18 protein-coding genes and 1 pseudogene are annotated in these 19,317 nt (G+C 47.4%); 8 read left to right on the forward strand and 11 right to left on the reverse strand.

Annotated features, from left to right (window positions below; translation table 11 throughout):
* Positions 1–2: 2 nt before the first annotated feature.
* From ruvB to D081_RS03905, 3 genes are read right to left on the reverse strand one after another with little or no spacing between them, the layout of a single operon-like run.
* On the reverse strand, positions 3–1,019 hold the full coding sequence (ruvB, locus tag D081_RS03895; RefSeq protein WP_085022821.1) for a Holliday junction branch migration DNA helicase RuvB: 1,017 nt from the start codon (positions 1,017–1,019) through the stop codon (positions 3–5).
* A gap of 6 nt (positions 1,020–1,025) precedes the next feature.
* Complete coding sequence (gene ruvA, locus D081_RS03900; protein WP_085022822.1) at positions 1,026–1,640, reverse strand: Holliday junction branch migration protein RuvA; 615 nt, start codon at positions 1,638–1,640, stop codon at positions 1,026–1,028.
* A 20-nt stretch (positions 1,641–1,660) separates the two neighbouring features.
* Positions 1,661–2,521: a shikimate dehydrogenase gene (locus D081_RS03905; protein WP_085022823.1), complete on the reverse strand. Its 861-nt coding sequence runs from the start codon at positions 2,519–2,521 to the stop codon at positions 1,661–1,663.
* A gap of 278 nt (positions 2,522–2,799) precedes the next feature.
* Between D081_RS03905 and D081_RS03910 the strand changes: the two genes are divergently transcribed.
* The 3 genes from D081_RS03910 (at position 2,800) to D081_RS03920 (ending at position 4,993) form a co-directional block, all read left to right on the forward strand.
* Positions 2,800–3,258 (forward strand): Hsp20/alpha crystallin family protein, encoded by a 459-nt coding sequence (locus tag D081_RS03910; protein WP_085022824.1) that lies wholly within the window; start codon positions 2,800–2,802, stop codon positions 3,256–3,258.
* A 170-nt stretch (positions 3,259–3,428) separates the two neighbouring features.
* Positions 3,429–4,334 (forward strand): DMT family transporter, encoded by a 906-nt coding sequence (locus tag D081_RS03915; protein ID WP_085022825.1) that lies wholly within the window; start codon positions 3,429–3,431, stop codon positions 4,332–4,334.
* A gap of 83 nt (positions 4,335–4,417) precedes the next feature.
* Positions 4,418–4,993 carry a hypothetical protein gene (locus D081_RS03920; protein ID WP_085022826.1) on the forward strand — a complete coding sequence of 192 codons (576 nt, stop codon included), beginning with the start codon at positions 4,418–4,420 and terminating at the stop codon, positions 4,991–4,993.
* 62 nt (positions 4,994–5,055) lie between these two features.
* Here D081_RS03920 and D081_RS12605 read toward each other — a convergent pair whose 3' ends face one another.
* The 3 genes and pseudogenes from D081_RS12605 to D081_RS03930 form a co-directional block, all read right to left on the reverse strand.
* Positions 5,056–5,229: a hypothetical protein gene (locus D081_RS12605; RefSeq protein WP_158087544.1), complete on the reverse strand. Its 174-nt coding sequence runs from the start codon at positions 5,227–5,229 to the stop codon at positions 5,056–5,058.
* Positions 5,216–5,482: pseudogene (locus D081_RS03925) on the reverse strand (BrnT family toxin). The gene D081_RS12605 and the pseudogene D081_RS03925 overlap by 14 nt, the downstream one beginning before the upstream one ends.
* Positions 5,483–5,529: 47 nt before the next feature.
* Positions 5,530–7,047 carry a YifB family Mg chelatase-like AAA ATPase gene (locus D081_RS03930; RefSeq protein WP_085022827.1) on the reverse strand — a complete coding sequence of 506 codons (1,518 nt, stop codon included), beginning with the start codon at positions 7,045–7,047 and terminating at the stop codon, positions 5,530–5,532.
* Between the two features lie 222 nt (positions 7,048–7,269).
* Here D081_RS03930 and D081_RS03935 point away from each other — a divergent pair, with 222 nt between their 5' ends.
* From D081_RS03935 to D081_RS03945, 3 genes are all read left to right on the forward strand, one after another.
* The gene (locus D081_RS03935; RefSeq protein ID WP_085022828.1) at positions 7,270–8,469 is read left to right on the forward strand and encodes a phosphoenolpyruvate hydrolase family protein; all 1,200 of its coding nucleotides are present in this window, start codon (positions 7,270–7,272) and stop codon (positions 8,467–8,469) included.
* 200 nt (positions 8,470–8,669) lie between these two features.
* Positions 8,670–9,896, forward strand: coding sequence for a Tm-1-like ATP-binding domain-containing protein (locus D081_RS03940; RefSeq protein ID WP_085022829.1), 1,227 nt, complete (start codon positions 8,670–8,672; stop codon positions 9,894–9,896).
* Positions 9,897–9,929: 33 nt separating this feature from the next.
* Positions 9,930–10,763 carry a phosphoenolpyruvate hydrolase family protein gene (locus D081_RS03945; RefSeq protein ID WP_085022830.1) on the forward strand — a complete coding sequence of 278 codons (834 nt, stop codon included), beginning with the start codon at positions 9,930–9,932 and terminating at the stop codon, positions 10,761–10,763.
* A gap of 87 nt (positions 10,764–10,850) precedes the next feature.
* Here the strand turns inward: D081_RS03945 and D081_RS03950 are convergent, their stop codons facing one another.
* The 3 genes from D081_RS03950 to D081_RS03960 all read right to left on the reverse strand — a co-directional run bounded on the left by D081_RS03950 (position 10,851) and on the right by D081_RS03960 (position 14,821).
* Positions 10,851–11,357 (reverse strand): O-acetyl-ADP-ribose deacetylase, encoded by a 507-nt coding sequence (locus tag D081_RS03950; RefSeq protein ID WP_085022831.1) that lies wholly within the window; start codon positions 11,355–11,357, stop codon positions 10,851–10,853.
* A 25-nt stretch (positions 11,358–11,382) separates the two neighbouring features.
* Positions 11,383–12,651 carry a phosphatidylserine decarboxylase gene (locus D081_RS03955; RefSeq protein WP_085022832.1) on the reverse strand — a complete coding sequence of 423 codons (1,269 nt, stop codon included), beginning with the start codon at positions 12,649–12,651 and terminating at the stop codon, positions 11,383–11,385.
* Between the two features lie 193 nt (positions 12,652–12,844).
* Positions 12,845–14,821, reverse strand: a complete 1,977-nt coding sequence (locus D081_RS03960; RefSeq protein WP_085022833.1) for a methyl-accepting chemotaxis protein — start codon at positions 14,819–14,821, stop codon at positions 12,845–12,847.
* A gap of 232 nt (positions 14,822–15,053) precedes the next feature.
* Between D081_RS03960 and D081_RS03965 the strand changes: the two genes are divergently transcribed.
* Both D081_RS03965 and ade read left to right on the forward strand, forming a co-directional pair.
* A complete protein-coding gene (locus D081_RS03965) occupies positions 15,054–16,214 on the forward strand; it encodes a hypothetical protein (protein WP_085022834.1) in 1,161 nt (386 codons plus the stop codon).
* Between the two features lie 31 nt (positions 16,215–16,245).
* The gene (gene ade / locus D081_RS03970; RefSeq protein ID WP_085022835.1) at positions 16,246–17,979 is read left to right on the forward strand and encodes an adenine deaminase; all 1,734 of its coding nucleotides are present in this window, start codon (positions 16,246–16,248) and stop codon (positions 17,977–17,979) included.
* 246 nt (positions 17,980–18,225) lie between these two features.
* Here the strand turns inward: ade and D081_RS03975 are convergent, their stop codons facing one another.
* Entirely contained in the window at positions 18,226–18,702 is a 477-nt protein-coding gene (locus D081_RS03975; protein WP_085022836.1) for a metallophosphoesterase, read from the reverse strand.
* Positions 18,699–19,292 (reverse strand): RdgB/HAM1 family non-canonical purine NTP pyrophosphatase, encoded by a 594-nt coding sequence (gene rdgB, locus D081_RS03980; protein ID WP_085022837.1) that lies wholly within the window; start codon positions 19,290–19,292, stop codon positions 18,699–18,701. The genes D081_RS03975 and rdgB overlap by 4 nt, the downstream gene beginning before the upstream one ends.
* Positions 19,293–19,317 lie beyond the last annotated feature (25 nt).

A 19,317-nucleotide genomic window follows, 5' to 3' on the forward strand; every position in this document is an offset into this window, starting at 1 on the left:
TATTAAATCTCCGGATAAGGAATGCCCATATGCTCATAGCCGGCCTTGGTTACCATGCGTCCCCTAGGGGTGCGGTTGATAAAGCCAAGCTGCAGCAGATATGGCTCATAAACATCCTCAATGGTATCGTTTTCCTCGCTGATGGCCGCCGCCAGAGTATCTATACCCACCGGGCCACCGCCAAATTTCTTTATCATGGAGTCCAGCATCCGCCGGTCTGTGTGGTCAAGACCCATCTTGTCCACCTCAAGACGCATCAATGCCTCATCTGCTATCTGATCTGTAATGACCCCATCCCCGGTAACCTGGGCAAAATCCCGCACCCGCTTCAATAAGCGGTTGGCAATGCGTGGGGTCCCCCGAGAACGGCGGGCAATTTCCAATGCCCCCTTCTCCTCTATGCCAATATCCAATATTTCAGCCGCCCGCTTGATGATCAGCACCAAGTCCTCCGGCTTGTAATATTCAAGACGGGAAATTACACCAAAGCGGTCACGCAATGGCGCCGCCAAAGCCCCGGCTCTGGTGGTAGCCCCGATAAGAGTAAACGGAGCAATATCCAGACGGATGGAGCGGGCACTTGGCCCCTTGCCAATAACAATATCCAGGGCGAAGTCCTCCATGGCGGAGTACAGCACCTCTTCCACATTGCGGGACAGACGATGAATCTCGTCGATAAACAATACATCCCGCTCATTCAGATTAGTAAGCAACGCCGCCAAATCCCCGGAATGATTAATGGCCGGACCGGAGGTAATCCTAAAGTTAACTCCCATTTCATTGGCTATAATCCCGGCCAAAGTGGTCTTGCCAAGCCCCGGTGGTCCGTATAGCAGCACGTGGTCCAAGGCCTCCTGCCGATTCAGGGCTGCCTTGATAAAAATATCCAGATTGTCCTTGGCCTTGTCCTGACCGATATACTCCCGCAAGTGACGGGGACGCAGGCTGTACTGCCAGTCATCGCCTGACTGCTCATTCATGGTCACAATGCGGTCGTCACCAAAATTAATTTCCTCCATCCCTTATCACCTCCTGGACAGCTGCTTCAATGCCAGCTTAATAACATTTTGTACGTCAGAATCCGGATCAATCCGGCCCATATTCTGGAACACAGTATTGACCTCGGCCTGACTATATCCAAGAGACATAAGGGCAGCGGCAGCCTCACTTAAAAGATCCTCACCAACCTGGGAATCACCAAAGAGGCCCCCAACGTGCTGAGTATCCTCTGCACTGCCACCAAAATGCAGCTTATCCTTAAGCTCCAAAATCATGCGCTCTGCCGACTTTTTGCCAATGCCCGGCAATGCCGTCAAAGCCTTTACATTCTTGTTCTGCACGGCCTGAGCCAGTCCCTCAGGAGTAATGGCACCAATGATGCCCATGGCCACCTTGGGACCGATGCCGCTGATGGCGATCAGCAGCTGAAACAGGTCATACTCCTCCTGAGTGGAAAAGCCGTAGAGCTGCATGGCATCCTCCCGTACACTGAGATGAGTAAAGAGCATGCTTTCCTGGCCCTGCTTTAATCTGGCTCTGGTATTGTTGGACACAAATACCCGATAGCCAACGCCTCCTACATTCAGAAGACAATAATCTATAAAAATGTATTCTACTTTTCCCTTTAAAAAACCAATCATATAAAAGTTAAATCCCCGAATTAATCTTTTCGTTCCTCCAAAGCCCGGCGAAGAGCCTTGGTCATAATCTCCAGATCAGGCTCAATGCCCGTCCACAGTCGAAGGGACTCTGCCCCCTGGCCCACCAGCATGGCCTCGCCATTAAGAACCTTGCAGCCATGCTCCTTGGCAGTTTTCAAAAACAGCGTTTCCGCCGGAGTATAGATAATATCATAAACCAGAATTCCCGGCTTTACCCGGTCCCAATTAACCGGTGGCATGGCCTCCACATAAGGACACATGCCCAGCGGTGTAGCATTTACAAGGAGCTCTGCCTTTTCCAGCGCCATCTCAAAGTCCTCGGTCTGCCAGTCCAGCAGGGTGATTTCCATATACTTGCTGAAATATTCCACCAATGGCCGAACCTTTGGTACATTACGCACCCCAATGGTCAGGCTGGCCACACCCTCCTGAATAAGCCCCCAGATAACGGCTCTGGCTGCTCCACCGGCCCCCAGCAGCACCGCATGCTTGCCCTTGGGCGCGTAGCCCAGCTGCTTCATGCCGCCAATAAAGCCCTTTACATCTGTATTATAGCCCGTAAGCACCCCATCCTTATTGACGATGGTATTCACGGCCCCTAAAATTTCTGCATCCTTATCAACATGGTCGAGGTGTTTCATGACCTGCTCCTTGTGAGGGATGGTCACATTAAGACCACATATGCCAAAGGCCTTCATGCCCTGGATAGCCTTACCCAGCTGCCCATCAGCCACAGGAAAGGCGGTATATATGTAGTCCAATCCTGCCGCTTCAATGGCAGCATTCTGGAACACCGGTGACAGAGAATGAGCCACAGGATTGCCAATAACGGCCAGCGTCTTTGTCTTGCCAGTAATCATATTTAAAACACCTCAACAAACATAAAAACATTCATTTTTCCTCATTCGACCATCGTTACCATTATACCATTCATGACAAGATACCTCTAGTTTTTTAGTAAACTCTCCGCCAATCAATGACCAATTCCCTATTAAGAAAAATTTTTAAAATTTTATCTTTTGACTTATTGACTTTTTGACTATTGTGAGTATAATAGCAATTAAGAAAAGGGAATACCTCAAAGGCTCCCCTATCTTACCAAACAAATCAAATATCTAAATGAAAGGGGATCGTTATTATGTTTGGCATTGTTCCGTTTGCTATGAGAAGAGACCTGGCAACAGAGGGAGATGGCTTCGATCGCCTGTTCAACTGGATGAATCAACCAATTTCCAGCTTCTTTAACGACACAGGTTTTAGCAGCAATTCCTTCAACGTGGACGTAAAGGATAATGGTGACAGCTATGAGCTAAAGGCTGAGCTGCCTGGTTATACCAAGGATGACGTACATCTTTCCTATAAAGACAATTATCTGTCCATATCAGCCAAAAAGGAAGAATCCAAGGAAGAAAAGGATGATCAGGGCAACTATATCCGCCGGGAGCGTTACTGCGGCAGCATGAGCCGTTCCTTCTACATCGACAACATCGATGAACAGAAATGCAACGCGGAGTTTAAGGATGGTATCTTGACTCTTACCATGCCAAAGCTCTCCGCCCCACAGGAAGAAATCGTCCATGAAATTCCCATCCATTGATGATTCTTCACCAGTAATTTAGTTCGCAAATTAAACACTCCAATAAGAAAAACGGGTTTCCGCCACTGTGCGGAGGCCCGTTTTTCTTGTATTCCCAAGGACACTGTTTCCTATAATATGTTATAATACTTACGTTTTTTGCTTTAAGTAAAAAATCGAGGTGTTTTATAATGTTTGATCTTTCTCCTGCCAAGAAAGGTGCTGTTCTGGCCATCACCGGCTCCATTCTCTGGGGTGTAATGGGAGTAACCAGCCAGTATCTCCTTCATATAAAGGAATTGCCTGCCATGTGGGTTGTGACGGTGCGCATGTTCTTTGCCGGCATTATCCTCTTGATGGCAGATTATTTCATCTACAAAAAGGATTTCTTCGCACCATGGAAGGGCACGAAGAATATCCTTCAGATGCTTATTTTTAGCTTTATCACCATTATGTGGGTGCAATACGCCTATCTGTCTGCAGTTGAGTATATGAATGCGGCCATGGCCACCGTCTTTGTCAGCCTTGCCCCCATTGCCACCATACTTTGGCTGTCCCTGCGCAGACGCCGCCTGCCCCACTTTTACGAGGCTGTATGCTGCATCTCCGCCGTTCTGGGTGCCACCGTCATGGCCACCCACGGTGATATGACTACCCTTTCCGTATCTGACGAAGGAATCATTTACGGCATTATGCTCCCCATTGCCGGGGTAATATACACGATACAGCCCGGCTATCTGATGAAAACCTTCCGCCCATCCAATGTAACGGGCTGGGGCCTTTTATTGGGTGGTACGGTGCTTTTGCCCTTTGTCCAGCCATGGACCATTACCGAAACCGTGGAAATGGATCCTCTCACCATCTTTAATGTGGTTTACACCGTGGTATTTGGTACTGCCATTGCCTTTTGGACCTTCCTGGCCAGCCTGAAATACATAAAGCCCCACATTGCCGCCATATACGAGCTGATTGAACCCGTCAGTGCCATTCTTCTTTCCGTGTGGTTAATGGACGTCCTTTACCAGCTGCCGGAATTTATCGGCACGGTAATGATACTCTGCCCGGTTTTGTATTTGTCCCTTATTCACAGAAAATAGCTTCCTTGTCACCCTGTTTTGCAGGAAAATCATACTACTTTGTTGAATAGGTTACGCAACAAATTCAAGGAGGTATCACAACTATGAGAAAAACGAATCCCATAAGAATACTATTTTTGATGTTGGTTCTGGTTTGTGCCATGACTTCCTTGGCAACAGCCTCACCACTGCCCCGTGTTGCCGTGGTGTACACAAATAACGCCAATACCACCTACGATGCCGAGCTTGACGATTGCGTATTAAATAACCTCAAGCAAAATCTGTCCAGCCATTTTGAGGTGGTCAAAAACGAAACCGTTGTAAAAAAGCTGGCCGATACAGGACTGACTGACCTTTCCATGGCAGAACGCCGTGATATTGTTGATGCTCTTTCAGATGAGGCTTTTGACTATGTAATATGCCTTTCCATAGAGCCCTTCCAACGCAAGGAAAAATTTACATTTTTTACCCAGGGCATTGAAATGATTGCCACAGTTCCGTTCAAGGTTATCGACGTGAAAAACGACAAATATCTTTACAACGGGAAATTCGTGGAAAAGCAATCTGACAGCACATGGATTGGCACTGTTGGCAACAAATCAGTGGCCATCGAAGCACTGCAAAAGGTAAACAAAGGTATAAACAAGGTTATCCGTGAGAAAATGCTGACAGCCAAATGAGTTTACTCACTCTAAAAACGCCCCAGGAATGAGCTTTTCCAAAGCTCATCCTGGGGCTTACTTTATACAATATCTTTTTTAGGAATAACCCGATGATAACTTAATCCATCCGGCACAGAACTGTCATCATCATTATCATCAATAACTGGTATTTTTTTTGCCATTTCAATATCCTTCTTTATTTCATCATCAGAAATTGCGCGAGCCTCTTCAAGTGTCATTTTAACAATTGCCATAATAAAGCGCCTCCTCTTCTTTATTGGCTTTTCGTGCACTTATAATTCTAATTGCATTATCTCTATCAGTACATACAACTAAAAGTATCTTATCCACTAAACCAATTACATTATAACGCCATTCTCAATTGATAAAATAATATTCAGATTCAATTCTATTAACATCCAAGAATACTTTAACGGCTTGCTTGAAAGAAATACCATGCTTATTTATATTCTTATAATTCTTTTCTTCATCCCACTCAAAATTCATCTTGTTTTACCCACCAATATTATATCATATCTCCTAATTCTTAGACATTATCGAATATCATTTTTCAGCTGAATAGCCTCCGCCAGATGAATGTCCCTTATCTCATTACTGTTATCCAGGTCTGCTATGGTCTGGGCCACCTTCTTTATTCTATCGTAGGAGCGGGCGGACATATTTTTCTCCATAAAGGCAGTGCGAAGTATCTCCTGGGCCTCCTTGGTAATATGGCAGGTTTTCTTTAAAATGGCGCTGGTCATTTGGGCGTTGCAGACAATACCATATTTCTCCAGCCGACTAAGCTGACGCTGACGGGCAGCCACCACACGCTGGCGGATAACTGCCGACGGCTCAGCTTTTTCTGTTGCGGTCAGTTCCTTATAGGTCACCCGTGGAACCCGAATCTGAATATCTATCCGGTCCAATAAGGGGCCGGATATTTTATGGTTATACCGCCTGATTTCCTGATAGGAGCAGTCACACTGCTTTTCCGGGTCATTGTAATAGCCGCAGGGGCATGGATTCATTGAGCAGCATAATAGTATACGGGATGGAAAGGATAAAGAGGCATTGACCCGGGCAATACTTACCACCCCATCCTCCAGGGGCTGGCGCAAGGCCTCAAGGGTTTGCTTGCTGAACTCCGGCAGCTCATCCAAAAACAGCACTCCATTATGGCTAAGACTCACCTCGCCGGGATGAGGAATGGAGCCTCCACCGATCATGGCCACAGAAGACGTGGTGTGATGGGGACTACGAAAGGGACGTTTCGTAATAAGACCACTGTTTTTCTTCAACAGTCCGGATACACTGTAAATTTTAGTGACCTCCAAGGCCTCTCTTTCTGTCATTTCCGGCAGAATGGAATTCAGGCGGCGGGCCAGCATGGTTTTGCCGGCGCCAGGACTACCTACCAGCAGAATGTTGTGGCCGCCTGCGGCAGCTATTTCAAAAGCCCTTTTGGCCATAAACTGCCCCTGCACATCGGCAAAATCCTCCACTATTGCTTCACTGCTTTCCTGCTCCTCCTGACTCCCCGTGGATGGCTCCCAGGTGACTTTTCCATTTAGAAACTCCACCAGCTCATGCAGGCTGTCCACCCGATATATTGGTATTCCATCTACCAATAAAGCCTCATTGACATTTTCTCCTGCCACAAAGAAGGCCTTAAACCCCTGCTCCTTGGCCTTTATGGCCATTGGCAAAATCCCTGCCACCCCACGGATCTGGCCTTCCAGTGACAATTCCCCGGAAAACAGCCTGCCCTCAATACTTTCCTGACTTATAATCCCATAGGCCGCCAGCATGGCCATGGCAATAGGCAAATCCAGTCCCGGGCTGTCCTTGCGGATACTGGCCGGTGCCAGATTAATAGTCACCTTCTGGGGTGACAGCTTAATCCCGGAATTTTTCACTGCAGTCCTCACCCGTTCCTTGGCCTCCCTCACCATGGTATCCGGCAGGCCTATCATCTCCACTCCCGGCAAGCCATTGGCCACATCCACTTCCACATCTATTATCTGGCCATCTACCCCAAGGGTTGTGGCTCCACAGCATTTTGCAAACATTTTATTACCTCCACAGAATATTATTAATTATATATTATATATTTTCTAATATTATTATGCAATATCATTTTATCATGTGAATATTTTAATAATTATAATTTAACCATTAGTAATAAATAACGCAAATGTTAATTCAAGTTTCCATTGCACTTATAATTTTTGTAGTGGAAAATATAGGTGTACATATAAAACAGGGTGCTTGGATATATGAGGGGGATTTCCATGGAGAAAGAGCAAGTTATCCGAAAGCTTCGTGCCCAGCTACACATCAATGGCCATATTATTGGAGCCTCGGTGGGCTCGGGCATGACAGCCAAGCTGGCGGCTCTTGGGGGAGCCGATTTATTGATGGTCCTTTCAGCCGGAAAATACCGCATTATGGGACGCAGCTCCTTTGCCAGCTATTTTTGCTATGGAAATAATAATGACCAGGTCATGGAAATGGGTACCCGGGAGATTTTTCCGATAATCCGTGACAGTATTCCTCTGTTATTTGGTATTATGGCCACCGATCCCACCATCCAGATGTATGATTACCTAAATCAGATTAAAGCCAGCGGCTTCTCCGGAATTGTAAATTTCCCAACTGTTTCCCTTATTGACGGTAATTTTCGTGAGGCCCTGGAGCAGGATGGCAATACCTATAATCGTGAAATTGCCACCATCCGGCTGGCAAATCATATCGGATTATTCACCATGGCCTTCGTTACCAATCCTGAAGAAGCAGAAAAGATGCTGAATGCCGGAGCCGATGTTATCTGCCTGCACCTCGGACTCACCAAGGGAGGCATTCTAGGTGCCAAGAAATATATTTCTTTGGGCGAAGCCAAAAATCTCATGAATGATGTTTTCTCAATATGTAAAGCAAAAAATCCTGACGTGATTCGCATGATTTACGCCGGCCCTGCTACTACACTATCAGATATGCATTATCTATATAAAAATACAGATTGCCAGGGATATATTGGTGGCTCCACCTTTGACCGCATTCCCATAGAAAACTCTGTACTGGAGACAGTTAAGGCATTTAAGCACCGTGATGACCAGCCTGCCAACAATCCGGTCCATCAGCTTATTGAACGAAACTGGGGCAAGGGAAATGTGGTCAATTCCATACGCCAGTATATTGAAGAGCATTACATGGAGCCAATACAGCTGGGAGATATTGCCCTGATTGCCCACATGTCCCCTACTTATCTGAGCAGCAGATTCAAAAAGGAAATTGGTGCCAGCTTCACGGAATACTTATTGGATTATCGTATGGGCAAGGCCAAGGAGCTGTTGAAGGACAGGCTTATATCCTGCAAGGAGGCCGCCTACAAGGTTGGCTATGGGGATTATATTCAGTTTTCCAAAATGTTTAAAAAGCACGTCGGTATTTCCCCAAAAGAATATCAATCAAAGCAAAAAATGATTAAATAATAAAACTCAATAGCTGTGTTTATATAATAAATACTTATATAAACACAGCTATTTTTTCTGACAATTCTGTCTACTTTATATAAATGCACAACAAAAGCATATATAAACACATTTACTACAGCTATATGATTTACTACAATGAAATCAGATAGAGAACCGGTTCCAATTATCCATATTGCGTAGAGAAAGAAGGCGTGATAATGAAAACCATAGCAATTGCAGGTACTTTTGATACTAAAGGGAAGGAATTTCTTTATGTCAAAGGGCTCGTGGAAGAGCTTGGCCTTCGTCCCTTTATGATTCATACCGGTGTTTTCGAATCACTCTTTGATGTGGATGTTTCCAACGAAGAAATTGCAGCTGCCGCTGGATATGACATCAAGGAAATAGTGAAGAAAAAAGATCGGGCTATGGCTACAGAGGCATTGTCGAAAGGCATGCAAATCTTAATTCCCAAGCTATATAAAGAAGGAAAATTCGACGGTATTATTTCCCTGGGTGGCAGTGGCGGTACCTCCATGGTCACTCCGGCAATGCGTGAGTTGCCTGTAGGTGTGCCAAAGGTAATGGTTTCAACCATGGCATCGGGTAATGTTGCACAATATGTTGGCACGAGCGATATTGTAATGATGCCGTCCATAGTTGACGTTGCTGGGTTAAACAAGATATCAAAGACCATTTTCAGCAACGCGGTTCTGGCTATTGTGGGAATGGTGGCCGGCAGAGAGAAGCTGCAGGAGGAAAAGGCTGAGGAGAAGCCACTTGTTGCTGCTTCGATGTTTGGTGTTACCACACCTTGCGTCAATTATGCCAAGGAATATCTGGAGAAAAAGGGTTACGAGGTTCTGGTTTTCCACGCCACGGGTACTGGTGGAAAAACAATGGATGCACTTATTGATGCCGGATTCTTTGCCGGTGTGCTTGACCTTACTACCACCGAATGGTGCGATGAGGTTGTTGGCGGTGTTTTGACGGCCGGGCCGGACAGATGTGCCGCTGCCATTCGCCAACGCGTACCTCAGGTGGTTTCGGTGGGTGCCTGTGATATGGTTAACTTTGGACCAATGGAAACCGTTCCTGCAGAGTTTGTCAAGCGAAATCTGTATAAACACAATCCAACGGTAACCCTTATGCGGACAACGGTCGAGGAAAATGTTCAAATTGGTTCCAGACTGGCAGAGAAATGGAATAAGGCCGAAACTCCAATGACGGTTATTTTGCCAAAGCAGGGTGTTTCCATGATTGATGCAGAGGGACAGCCATTTGAGGGCGTACAGGAGAGAGCTGCCCTCTTTGACACACTGAAACAGAACATAACCAATGACAAGGTAGATATCTGTGAAATGAATAACAATATTAATGACCAGATATTTGCTGAAACCGCAGCAAAACGTCTGGTGGAGCTGATGGAAGCAAATAAAAAATGATTGCATGTTTGAAATGACGGGGAGGATTTAAATATGTTGAAAAAATCTAGGGCTGAAATCATTGAGGATTTCCGTAATCAGGTGAAGCAGGGGAAAATATTGGTAGGTGTTGGTGCAGGTACCGGTATTACTGCAAAATGCAGTGAAAAAGCAGATGTAGATATGCTTATAATCTACAACTCCGGCCGATTCCGCATGGCGGGCCGCGGTTCTCTTTCCGGGCTTTTATCCTATGGTGATGCCAATGCAATTGTAACCGAGATGGGCCAGGAGGTTCTGCCAATCGTTAAGAAGACTCCTGTCCTTGCAGGTGTATGCGGCACTGACCCATTCCGTGTTATGGAAATCTTTTTGAAGCAGCTCAAGGAACAGGGCTTTAATGGTGTTCAGAACTTCCCTACTGTAGGACTCATTGACGGTAAGTTCCGTGCCAATCTTGAGGAAACCGGCATGGGCTATGGTCTGGAGGTTGACATGATCCGTGAAGCTCACAAGCTGGATATGCTCACCTGTCCATATGTATTTGACCCAGAGCAGGCCAAGGCAATGGCCGAAGCCGGTGCAGACATTCTGGTGGCTCACATGGGCCTGACCACCAAGGGCTCCATTGGTGCGGAAACCGCAGTAACCCTTGATGACTGCTGTGAAAAGATACGTGCCATAATCAAGGCCGGCCGTGAGGTTCGCCCGGATATTATGGTTATCTGCCACGGTGGCCCTATTGCTGACCCTGAGGATGCAGCATATGTAATTAATAATGTTCCTGAAATTGATGGCTTCTTCGGTGCTTCTTCCATTGAGCGTCTTGCCTCTGAGCGTGGCATGACTGCACAGGCAGCAGCATTTAAGGCTATCAGCAAACAATAAGCAAAATAACTGCCATAGTCCCAAATAAAAAATCAGGGAGTCTAGCATTTCGCTATGCTCCCTGATTTTATTTTGTCACGATGATGGCTACAAGGCCTTTTCGTATGCCGCCCGGGTCCGCCCGTCAAACAGGACCCACAATATCTCATCAAAGGCCTCCGGATATTCCTGCACCACTTTCTTCACCGTCTGCACGGCAATATCAGCGGCCTGCTCAACAGGATAGGAATACACGCCTGTGGAAATTGACGGAAAGGCAACTGTACGAATACCATGCTTTATGGCCAGCTCCAAGGAATTACGGTAACACCCGGCCAGCAGCTCCGCCTCCCCATAATCGCCGCCATGCCACACAGGACCCACAGTATGAATAACGTAATCACATGGGAGCCTATAGGCCTTGGTTATTTTTGCCTGCCCGGTTGGACAGCCATTTAAGGTCCGGCATTCCGCCAAAAGCTCCGGCCCCGCCGCTCTGTGTATGGCACCATCTACTCCCCCGCCCCCCAGCAGGCTTTCATTGGCGGCATTTACAATAGCATCTGCATAATGCTTTGCCGTAATATCACCTAAAACGGTCTTTATTTTTGTCATAACCTTCCCTCACATCAGCCAGCACTCAATGCTTGGACAGGACAAGTGAAGCATAAGGCTCACCCATCAGGACATGCTTATACCCATCGCCGGAGTCTTTCTGTGGGCAGATAAGGGAAACATCCACGGTGGACTGGAATACCATGACAATGTCGCTGCCGCCAAAGAGGAAATATCCCATAGGATCTCCCTTCCTGACAACATCCCCTACAGCAAGGTTTTCCTCCCAGTTACAGGAGCATATCTGGGACATACCGATTGGCAGAATAGCCACCAAGCCGTATTCTTCTGTATCAATAACAACGCAGTCACGGGTTTCAATGGTCTGCCACCCTGGGATGGAATCAATCAAATAATAGCGTTTCAGCTTTGGATCCCACTCGGTAACACCGCCGGCACCATTGGTTCCAGGAATTTTCCGCAGCTCAACAATTTTTCCGCTAACCGGAAAATGATACCGATGATAGTCATTCACATCAAGGAAAGTATGGGTCACTGTTCCGCCGTTAAAGGCATCACCATAGGCGGAATCCGGTCCCATCAGTTGAGCTATAGAGGTAAAGTTGGCTGCCTTAATAGCAACACCCTTTTTTTGGATAAGATTGCCTGTTTCATCGATTCGCCAGATGCCCTGAGGCGTAGAATCCGCCGGAGCAACCACGCTGCTGTCCGCAATCGGACGAACAGAAGGATCAACCAGATGACGTGAGAACCAGTCATTAAAGCTGTTCCATGCATTGTAATCTGCATACCAGCCATACTGCATATTCATGGAAGGGTCCTGTTTGATTCTCTGATAGTAGGTGTCGTTCCAGCTTTCCTTAGTCGAGAGGAACCGCCCCCACTCCTGGGAGTATTCCCGGCACCAGGTGGCGATAGGCTCATGGTATTGAAGGCTAGGATAATAATATCCACGGTTCTCCAGTTCCTCCAGTGGCTGATCCACTATAAACCAGAAATAATCAACACTCTGATCTATATGACTATACAATGTAGGATAAGAAGCGTCTGAAAGCACATTCCAAGGCATGCAGGTCACGGCCCAGTCCAGGAATGAATATAAATCGTTGACACTTTGTATTGGATTGGTATTCGGGTCCGGATTGATGACACGGGCCTTTGCAATGGATTTTTCCATCATTTTCATCAGTGCAGGGTCATCATTCAGATATTTCATCATGGAGATGGTGGCCTGAGAATGAGGCAGATTTGACTTGGGAACCGCCGCCTGTGCCCCCAGACTGTAGAGCAGAAGCACAACACCCAACAATAGCGTAAAGACCTTTCTTTGCATTGAAGTAACCCCCTTGTCTTACTTTGTAAATGAATAACAACCTATTAGGATATTCTTATTGTTACTTCGACACTATAACATAAAATCCTTCCTTTTATCTGGCGACACAGGCCTCTGACCCCTAAAACAAAAATCCGCACCCATACTCATGGATGCGGATTTAATATTTCGTTACTTAATGGCACTTTTTTGCTTAGAGCTTAAACCTGCCAGTTTCCTCTGACAGATTGTTAGCCAGGGAAGCCAGTGCCTGGGATGCAGAAGCGATCTCCTCACTGGAAGCGGACTGCTCTTCAGCAGCAGCGGAGATAGTCTGGGTGTGATCGCTGGTAACACGGCTCACATCATCAATATCATCTACTGCCTTTACAATATTTCTGGTACCGTCAGCAACGGTAGTAGCAGACTTGCTGATAGACTTCATCTTATGCTCGATACCACTCACCATTTCCATTATTTTGGTGAACTGTACGCCTACTCCCTGTACAGCCTCAGCACCATGCTGAACCTCCTCGGAGCCATGCTGCATGGCAGTTACTGCCGCTGCAGTATCACTCTGAACGGAAGCAATACGGTTCTTAATTTCTTCGGCAGCCATAGAGGACTGTTCAGCCAGCTTACGCACCTCTTCAGCAACTACAGAGAAGCCACGGCCCGCATCACCAGCACGGGCAGCCTCTATGGCTGCATTGAGAGCCAACAGATTTGTCTGGTCGGCAATGCTGGCAATTGTTTCCACGATCTGACCAATCTGCTGGGAATTGTCTCCCAGCTTACGAACTACGCCTTCCAACTGACGAACAGACTGCTCAATCCCCTGCATTCGCTGGGTAGCTTTTCTCATAAGCTCCTCACCCTGACGGGCAGCATCAGCGGTTTCTGCCGTATCTGCTGCCACCTCCTGAGCCTCGGCAGTCATATTTTCAATATCAAGGGACACGCTATCCACATTATTTCTGGTTCCGTCAACATTGACCAGCTGCTTTTCCATGCCCTCAGCTACCTCGGTAACAGTTTCAGCCACGTTGGTAGCAGCCTGAGCCGCCTGATGAGCACTGGCAGTAAGCTCCTCACTGGAAGCAGCCACCAGCTCAGCAGATTTCTTTACACCGCCAATAAGCTTCTTCAGATTTTCATTCATCTGATTAACATCATCGGACAGCTGCCCCAGCTCATCCTCAGAATCCACATGAAGCGGGCGCTGATTCAATACGCCGTTGGACATATCCTTTACCCGGTCAGCCAGGCTTTCCACAACCCGGACAATACGGGTAGAGAACTTCAGGCAGGCAAAGACAATCAACAGAATACCAAATAAAGTAAGGATACTATAGGTAATCTTAAGGGTACGAAGCTGACTATATACATAACTGGTCGGTGCAGACACTACGGCCTTCCAGCCAGATACTGGAATAGTAGCATAGGCTACAACGCACTCCTCACCACCATCATCCGCCACGAAGAACCCCTTGTCATTGGACTTCATTTCGGCAGCATGGGCCTTAAGCATCGGATTGTCATCCATGCTGGTAAGATTCTCTTCCTCGTTGGCAGAAGCAATAATAATATTGCTCTCCGGATTGATCAGCATTCCCTTGCCTTCACCCTGGAACTTAATCCCCTTGGCCTGCTCCACCAAAGTGTCCATTTTAACGTCTTCACTGAATACACCACCAACAGCGCCCTTCCGGTCATAAGGCACAGCAATGGTTACTACCATGCTGCCGCTGCTGACATCCTGATAAGGATCAGTATAGATAATGTGTCCCGCTTTCTTGGCATCCACATACCAAGGGCGCTTGGTCCACTCACCCTCCCCGGTGAGGTCACCATCATGCCATGCCATGGCAAAGCCGTCCTCCATGGCATGAATATTATCCAATACCTCATTGTCATCTGCAATCTGGGCCACCATCTCATGACGCTTTGCCAGATCAGTGCTGTCAGCCGGTATCTGCTTAAATACGGACGCACCGGCAATAACCACCTGCCCCTTGGCGTTAAGCCAGTCATTGGCCTGGGATGACTGACGGCCAATTTCGGAAATAATTTCCTCCTCTACAGTTCTTTCCAAAGAACTGGATGCAGTAAAGTAGCCAATAACAGACACAATGGCCATAATTGTCCCCGCAACGCCGGCAAGCATAAAAAACTTCTGTTTAATACTCACTTTCTTACCTTCCTTTCAATTTACACAACGTTGTAATTATAGCACCAAGTGCTAAATTTTACAAAGTAAATAGGATAAAAACACCAAAAAATATTAATTTGCTTATATTATTGTAGTTAAAATTTATTATTTTCAACTTTCCTTTAAAATCAATATTTGACTAGTGGTAAATTCTGGTAATATACTTAGGAGAAACGTATTATGTGTTGTTGAAAGAAAGTGAGTCGTAAAAATGATGTATTTATCCAGGAAGCTGGCCATTCTCTGTGTTCTCACAGCTACCATAGCTTCTTTTTCTTATAGTGATGTCCAGGCCTATTCCGAAGGGGATTTCCATACCCCCACATCCAAGGAGGAGCTTAATGCTGCCGAGAAAACCATGAAGCTGATGCAGAAAAAGCATCCCGACATGGAGGAAAGCGTTTTTCTCACGGAGCAGCTTCAGGCACCACTCATAAAATACAACCCCACCTTATTAAAAAAGGCCACCAAAAAAAATGAGGATGGCCTGCGCAATGTATATATTATAGGCAAAAACAATCCTGGGGAAATTGGCAAGGGTGCATTTAATATTACTGCCGGCAATATCGCCCTTACCCAAGGGCTGATTAATGCCAGAATGGCCTTTCATCCCGGCAGCTTCGAGCCAAAGCCCTTTAAAGATTATGATGTATATGCCCTGAGCAGCCTGGCCCCTGATTATGCCCGTGAGGTGGCCCATTGGTACTATAATGACGGATGGACCGAAAAGAATCAGGCTCCTCTCACATATGAGGAAATGCCATGGATTAACAGCCGGGCAACCCTATTGGGGCAAAAGCTGCTGGAAAATGTGCCAACCATCAGCATTGGTGGTCATATTATGGCTGACCTGCGAATTCAGGAAGAAGATTATCAGCTTCAGGATGAAAAGCTGAACGAAACCTACGACCAGATAATGAATATCTCAAATTACCGGGTGGGCTTCACCAACGATGTACTCTCCACCAACCAACTACTGGTGGCAGACAAAAATGGTGATTATTGGGAGGCCTTTGCCCCGGCCCAGTTTGATGTCACTGCCCTCAAGGATGAAGCACAGGCAGAGGAAAAATCCATCATGACCCGGGGGGAAGACCGTGCCTATTATGTTGCCGGCCAGATTGCCTGGGCCATCAACCACAGGGCCTGGGACAGCCAGCACGTAGAGCTGGCAGATGCCCATAAATATTTTAGGGATTTGCCAAAGGATATAAAGTTCACTGCCATTGTTGCCACCGCTGATGATGGCAGCTGGAAGCTCATTGACTGGTATCTGGATGACAGCAGCTATCTTACCGGCAATCAGCTTGATGAATTAAATCTTTACATTGATGGCATAAAGGCAAGCTACGATGATGCCATAAATTATTAATTACTCATTCCAACAGCGACAGGAGAAAAACATGGATAAAAAGAAGCTCATGCAGGTAGCCTCCGGCAAAGTAAAAGCTCAGCTGGTACTGAAAAACGGTAATGTATTTGCCGGGTTCACCGGAAAGTTTCTCACCACGGATATTGCCATTCAGGACGGCTATATCGCCGGTCTTGGAAACTACCAGGGTGAGGAGGAAATTGACCTTCAGGGACAATATATAACTCCTGGATTTATTGACTCCCATGTGCACATTGAAAGCTCCATGCTCATCCCCTTTGGCTTTGCCCAGGCTGTAGTGCCCAAGGGTACCACCACGGTAGTGGCTGATCCCCATGAAATAGCCAATGTTGGCGGTGAAGCCGGCATTCAATATATGCTGGATGCCTCTGAAAATCTGCCGCTGCAGATTAAATTCATGCTGCCATCCTGTGTTCCCGCCACTCCTCTGGAGGATGCCGGGGCTGTGCTGGGTGCAAAGGAATTAAAGCCTTTCCTGGAGGACAGCCGGGTACTGGGACTGGGAGAGCTGATGGATGTGCCCGGGGTCCTCAATGAATCCGACACCGTCTGGGAAAAGCTGAATATTATCGATCCCCATCACTTTGTGGATGGCCACGCTCCCATGCTTACAGGCAAGGAGCTGATGGGCTATGCTGCAGCAGGGGTGGATTCCGATCATGAATGTGTCACTGTTCAGGAGGCAGAGGACCGTCTGGCCGCCGGAATGTATCTCATGATACGGGAAGGCTCTGCTGCCCACAATCTGGAAGCACTGCTGCCGGTCATCACCGCCGCCAATAGCCGTTTTTGCTGCTTCTGTGCCGATGACAGACACCCCGGTGACCTTATGGCCGAGGGCGGTATAAATGCCATGGTACGGGAGGCCACAAAATTAGGTCTGCCAGTGGAGCAAGCCCTGCAAATGGCCACCGTGAATCCAGCCACATATTTTGGCATTCGTGATACCGGTGTTATTGCACCGGGTCGACGGGCTGATTTGCTGGTATTTTCCAATCTGAAAGGCTGGGAGCCTAAGCTGGTATTTACCAACGGAACCCTGGTGGCTAAAGAGGGCCAATGTCTGGAGCAGATATGGAAGCAGCTTCCTACTCCACCAGTTCCGGAGCGTCTCAGTAAATCCATGAATCTGCCTGAGCTGACCATGGACCAGCTGGCACTGCCTATAAGGGGCGATAAAGCCAATGTAATTGGTCTTATTCCCCATCAGCTGCTGACCCGGCATCTATGGCAGGCCGTTCCTGTTAAAGAAGGTCAGGCCGTGGCTGACCCGCAGCAGGATATACTAAAGCTGGCCGTATTTGAACGCCATCACAATACCGGCAAGCGGGGTCTTGGTCTTGTAAAGGGCTTCGGGCTGAAGCAGGGTGCTATTGCCCAGACCATTGGACATGACAGCCACAACCTCATTGTCATCGGCACCAATGATGAGGACATGCTGATGGCTGCCCAAAGTCTGCAGGCCTGCGGTGGCGGTATTGCCATTGCGGTACAGGGAGAGGTAAAGGAAATACTGCCTCTGCCAGTGGGCGGTCTTATGACAGACAAATCTGCCACCGAAACGGCCAAACAAACAGCCAAAATGGAGCAGCTGGCATACCAGCTGGGAGTGGACCCGCAATATGACCCATTCCTTACTCTGGCCTTCCTCAGCCTGCCGGTAATTCCGGAGCTGAAGCTCAGTGACCGGGGACTGGTAAAGGTTCTGGAAGGTCGCATTATAGGTTTAGAAGAAGAGACATAGTTAAATAAAAAAGGCAGTGGGCTGTTGCCGGAAGCAATAGGAAAAGTCACGTCAAGAAAGTTTTACTTGCCATACATCTGTATGAGTGGAAAAAATCATCTGTTTGAGCGACGCAACGCTAGTCCTGCAAGGGCGAAGCGAGTTATGATTTTTTACACTATATAAAAGCAAGGAAAACTTTTAGTGACTTTATCCGTGCTAACGGCGGCAGCTCACTGCCTTTTAATATGAATTTCTATCTCTGACTTATATATGGATATGCTCCACCTTTACCTGGTCCCCGTTAATATTCAGCACCATAAAGGACTGAGGCTTTCCATCCCGGGGGTGGGACACACTGCCGGGATTAAGCACCAGACAATCCGGACCCTCATCTATTTCCGCCACATGGGTATGCCCGTAAACAGCAATATCCGCCCCCTGATTGACAGCCGCCTGCCGCAGGGCCAGGGTGCTGCGCTTTACACCATAAATGTGGCCATGAGTCAACAATATCTTATGGCCCCCCAGCTCAGCTATTACCTCATCATCAGCACCGGAGCCTGGCCAGTCACAGTTGCCGGCCACATTAATAACCGGCTTGTCCGTCACCATGCCCAAATATTCCGCATCCTCAACAAGGTCCCCGGCATGAAGCCAGCAATCCACTTCCCCGGCCTTTTCTATGGCCTGATCCACCGCCATGGTATTTCCGTGGCTGTCACTCATTACGCCTACTCTCATTGCAAATACTCCTTTAACAGTACTGCCATTTTCCGCAGGGCCTCACCACGATGGCTGATAGCCTGCTTTTCCTCCAGAGTCAGCTCTGCCATGGACTTATCCCCCACATAAAAATATGGGTCATAGCCAAAGCCGCCGTCACCCTTGGCCTCCAGTCTTATTTCACCGGTGCAGAAGCCCTGGGCCTGCAATACACTGCCATCGGTATCAGCAAAGGTCAGTGCACACTGATAGGCCGCCGGAGAGCTGATCAGGCCCAACTGTTCCAGTTCAGATACCAGCTTGGCATTATTGGAAGCATCATCAGCATTCTCTCCTGAATAGCGGGCAGAATATACCCCAGGAGCCCCACCAAGGGCCTCAACCTCCAGACCGGAGTCATCGGCAAGGCAGGCCAAGCCTGTCATTTTCTGATAGTGACGGGCTTTCTTCAGGGAATTATCCTTGAAGGTCTCTCCGTCCTCCACTGCCTCCGGAATATCACTGTCTATCTCAGCCAGTGAAACCAGCTCTACCGGTAAATCTATAAAAGCATTCTGCATTTCTCTTACTTTTCCCTTATTCTTGGTGGCTATTACTATCTTTTTCATTAAACTGCAAACCAACCTTCCATTA

The sequence above is a fragment of the Anaerovibrio sp. JC8 genome (assembly GCF_002100115.1).
Taxonomy (GTDB): domain Bacteria; phylum Bacillota; class Negativicutes; order Selenomonadales; family Selenomonadaceae; genus Anaerovibrio.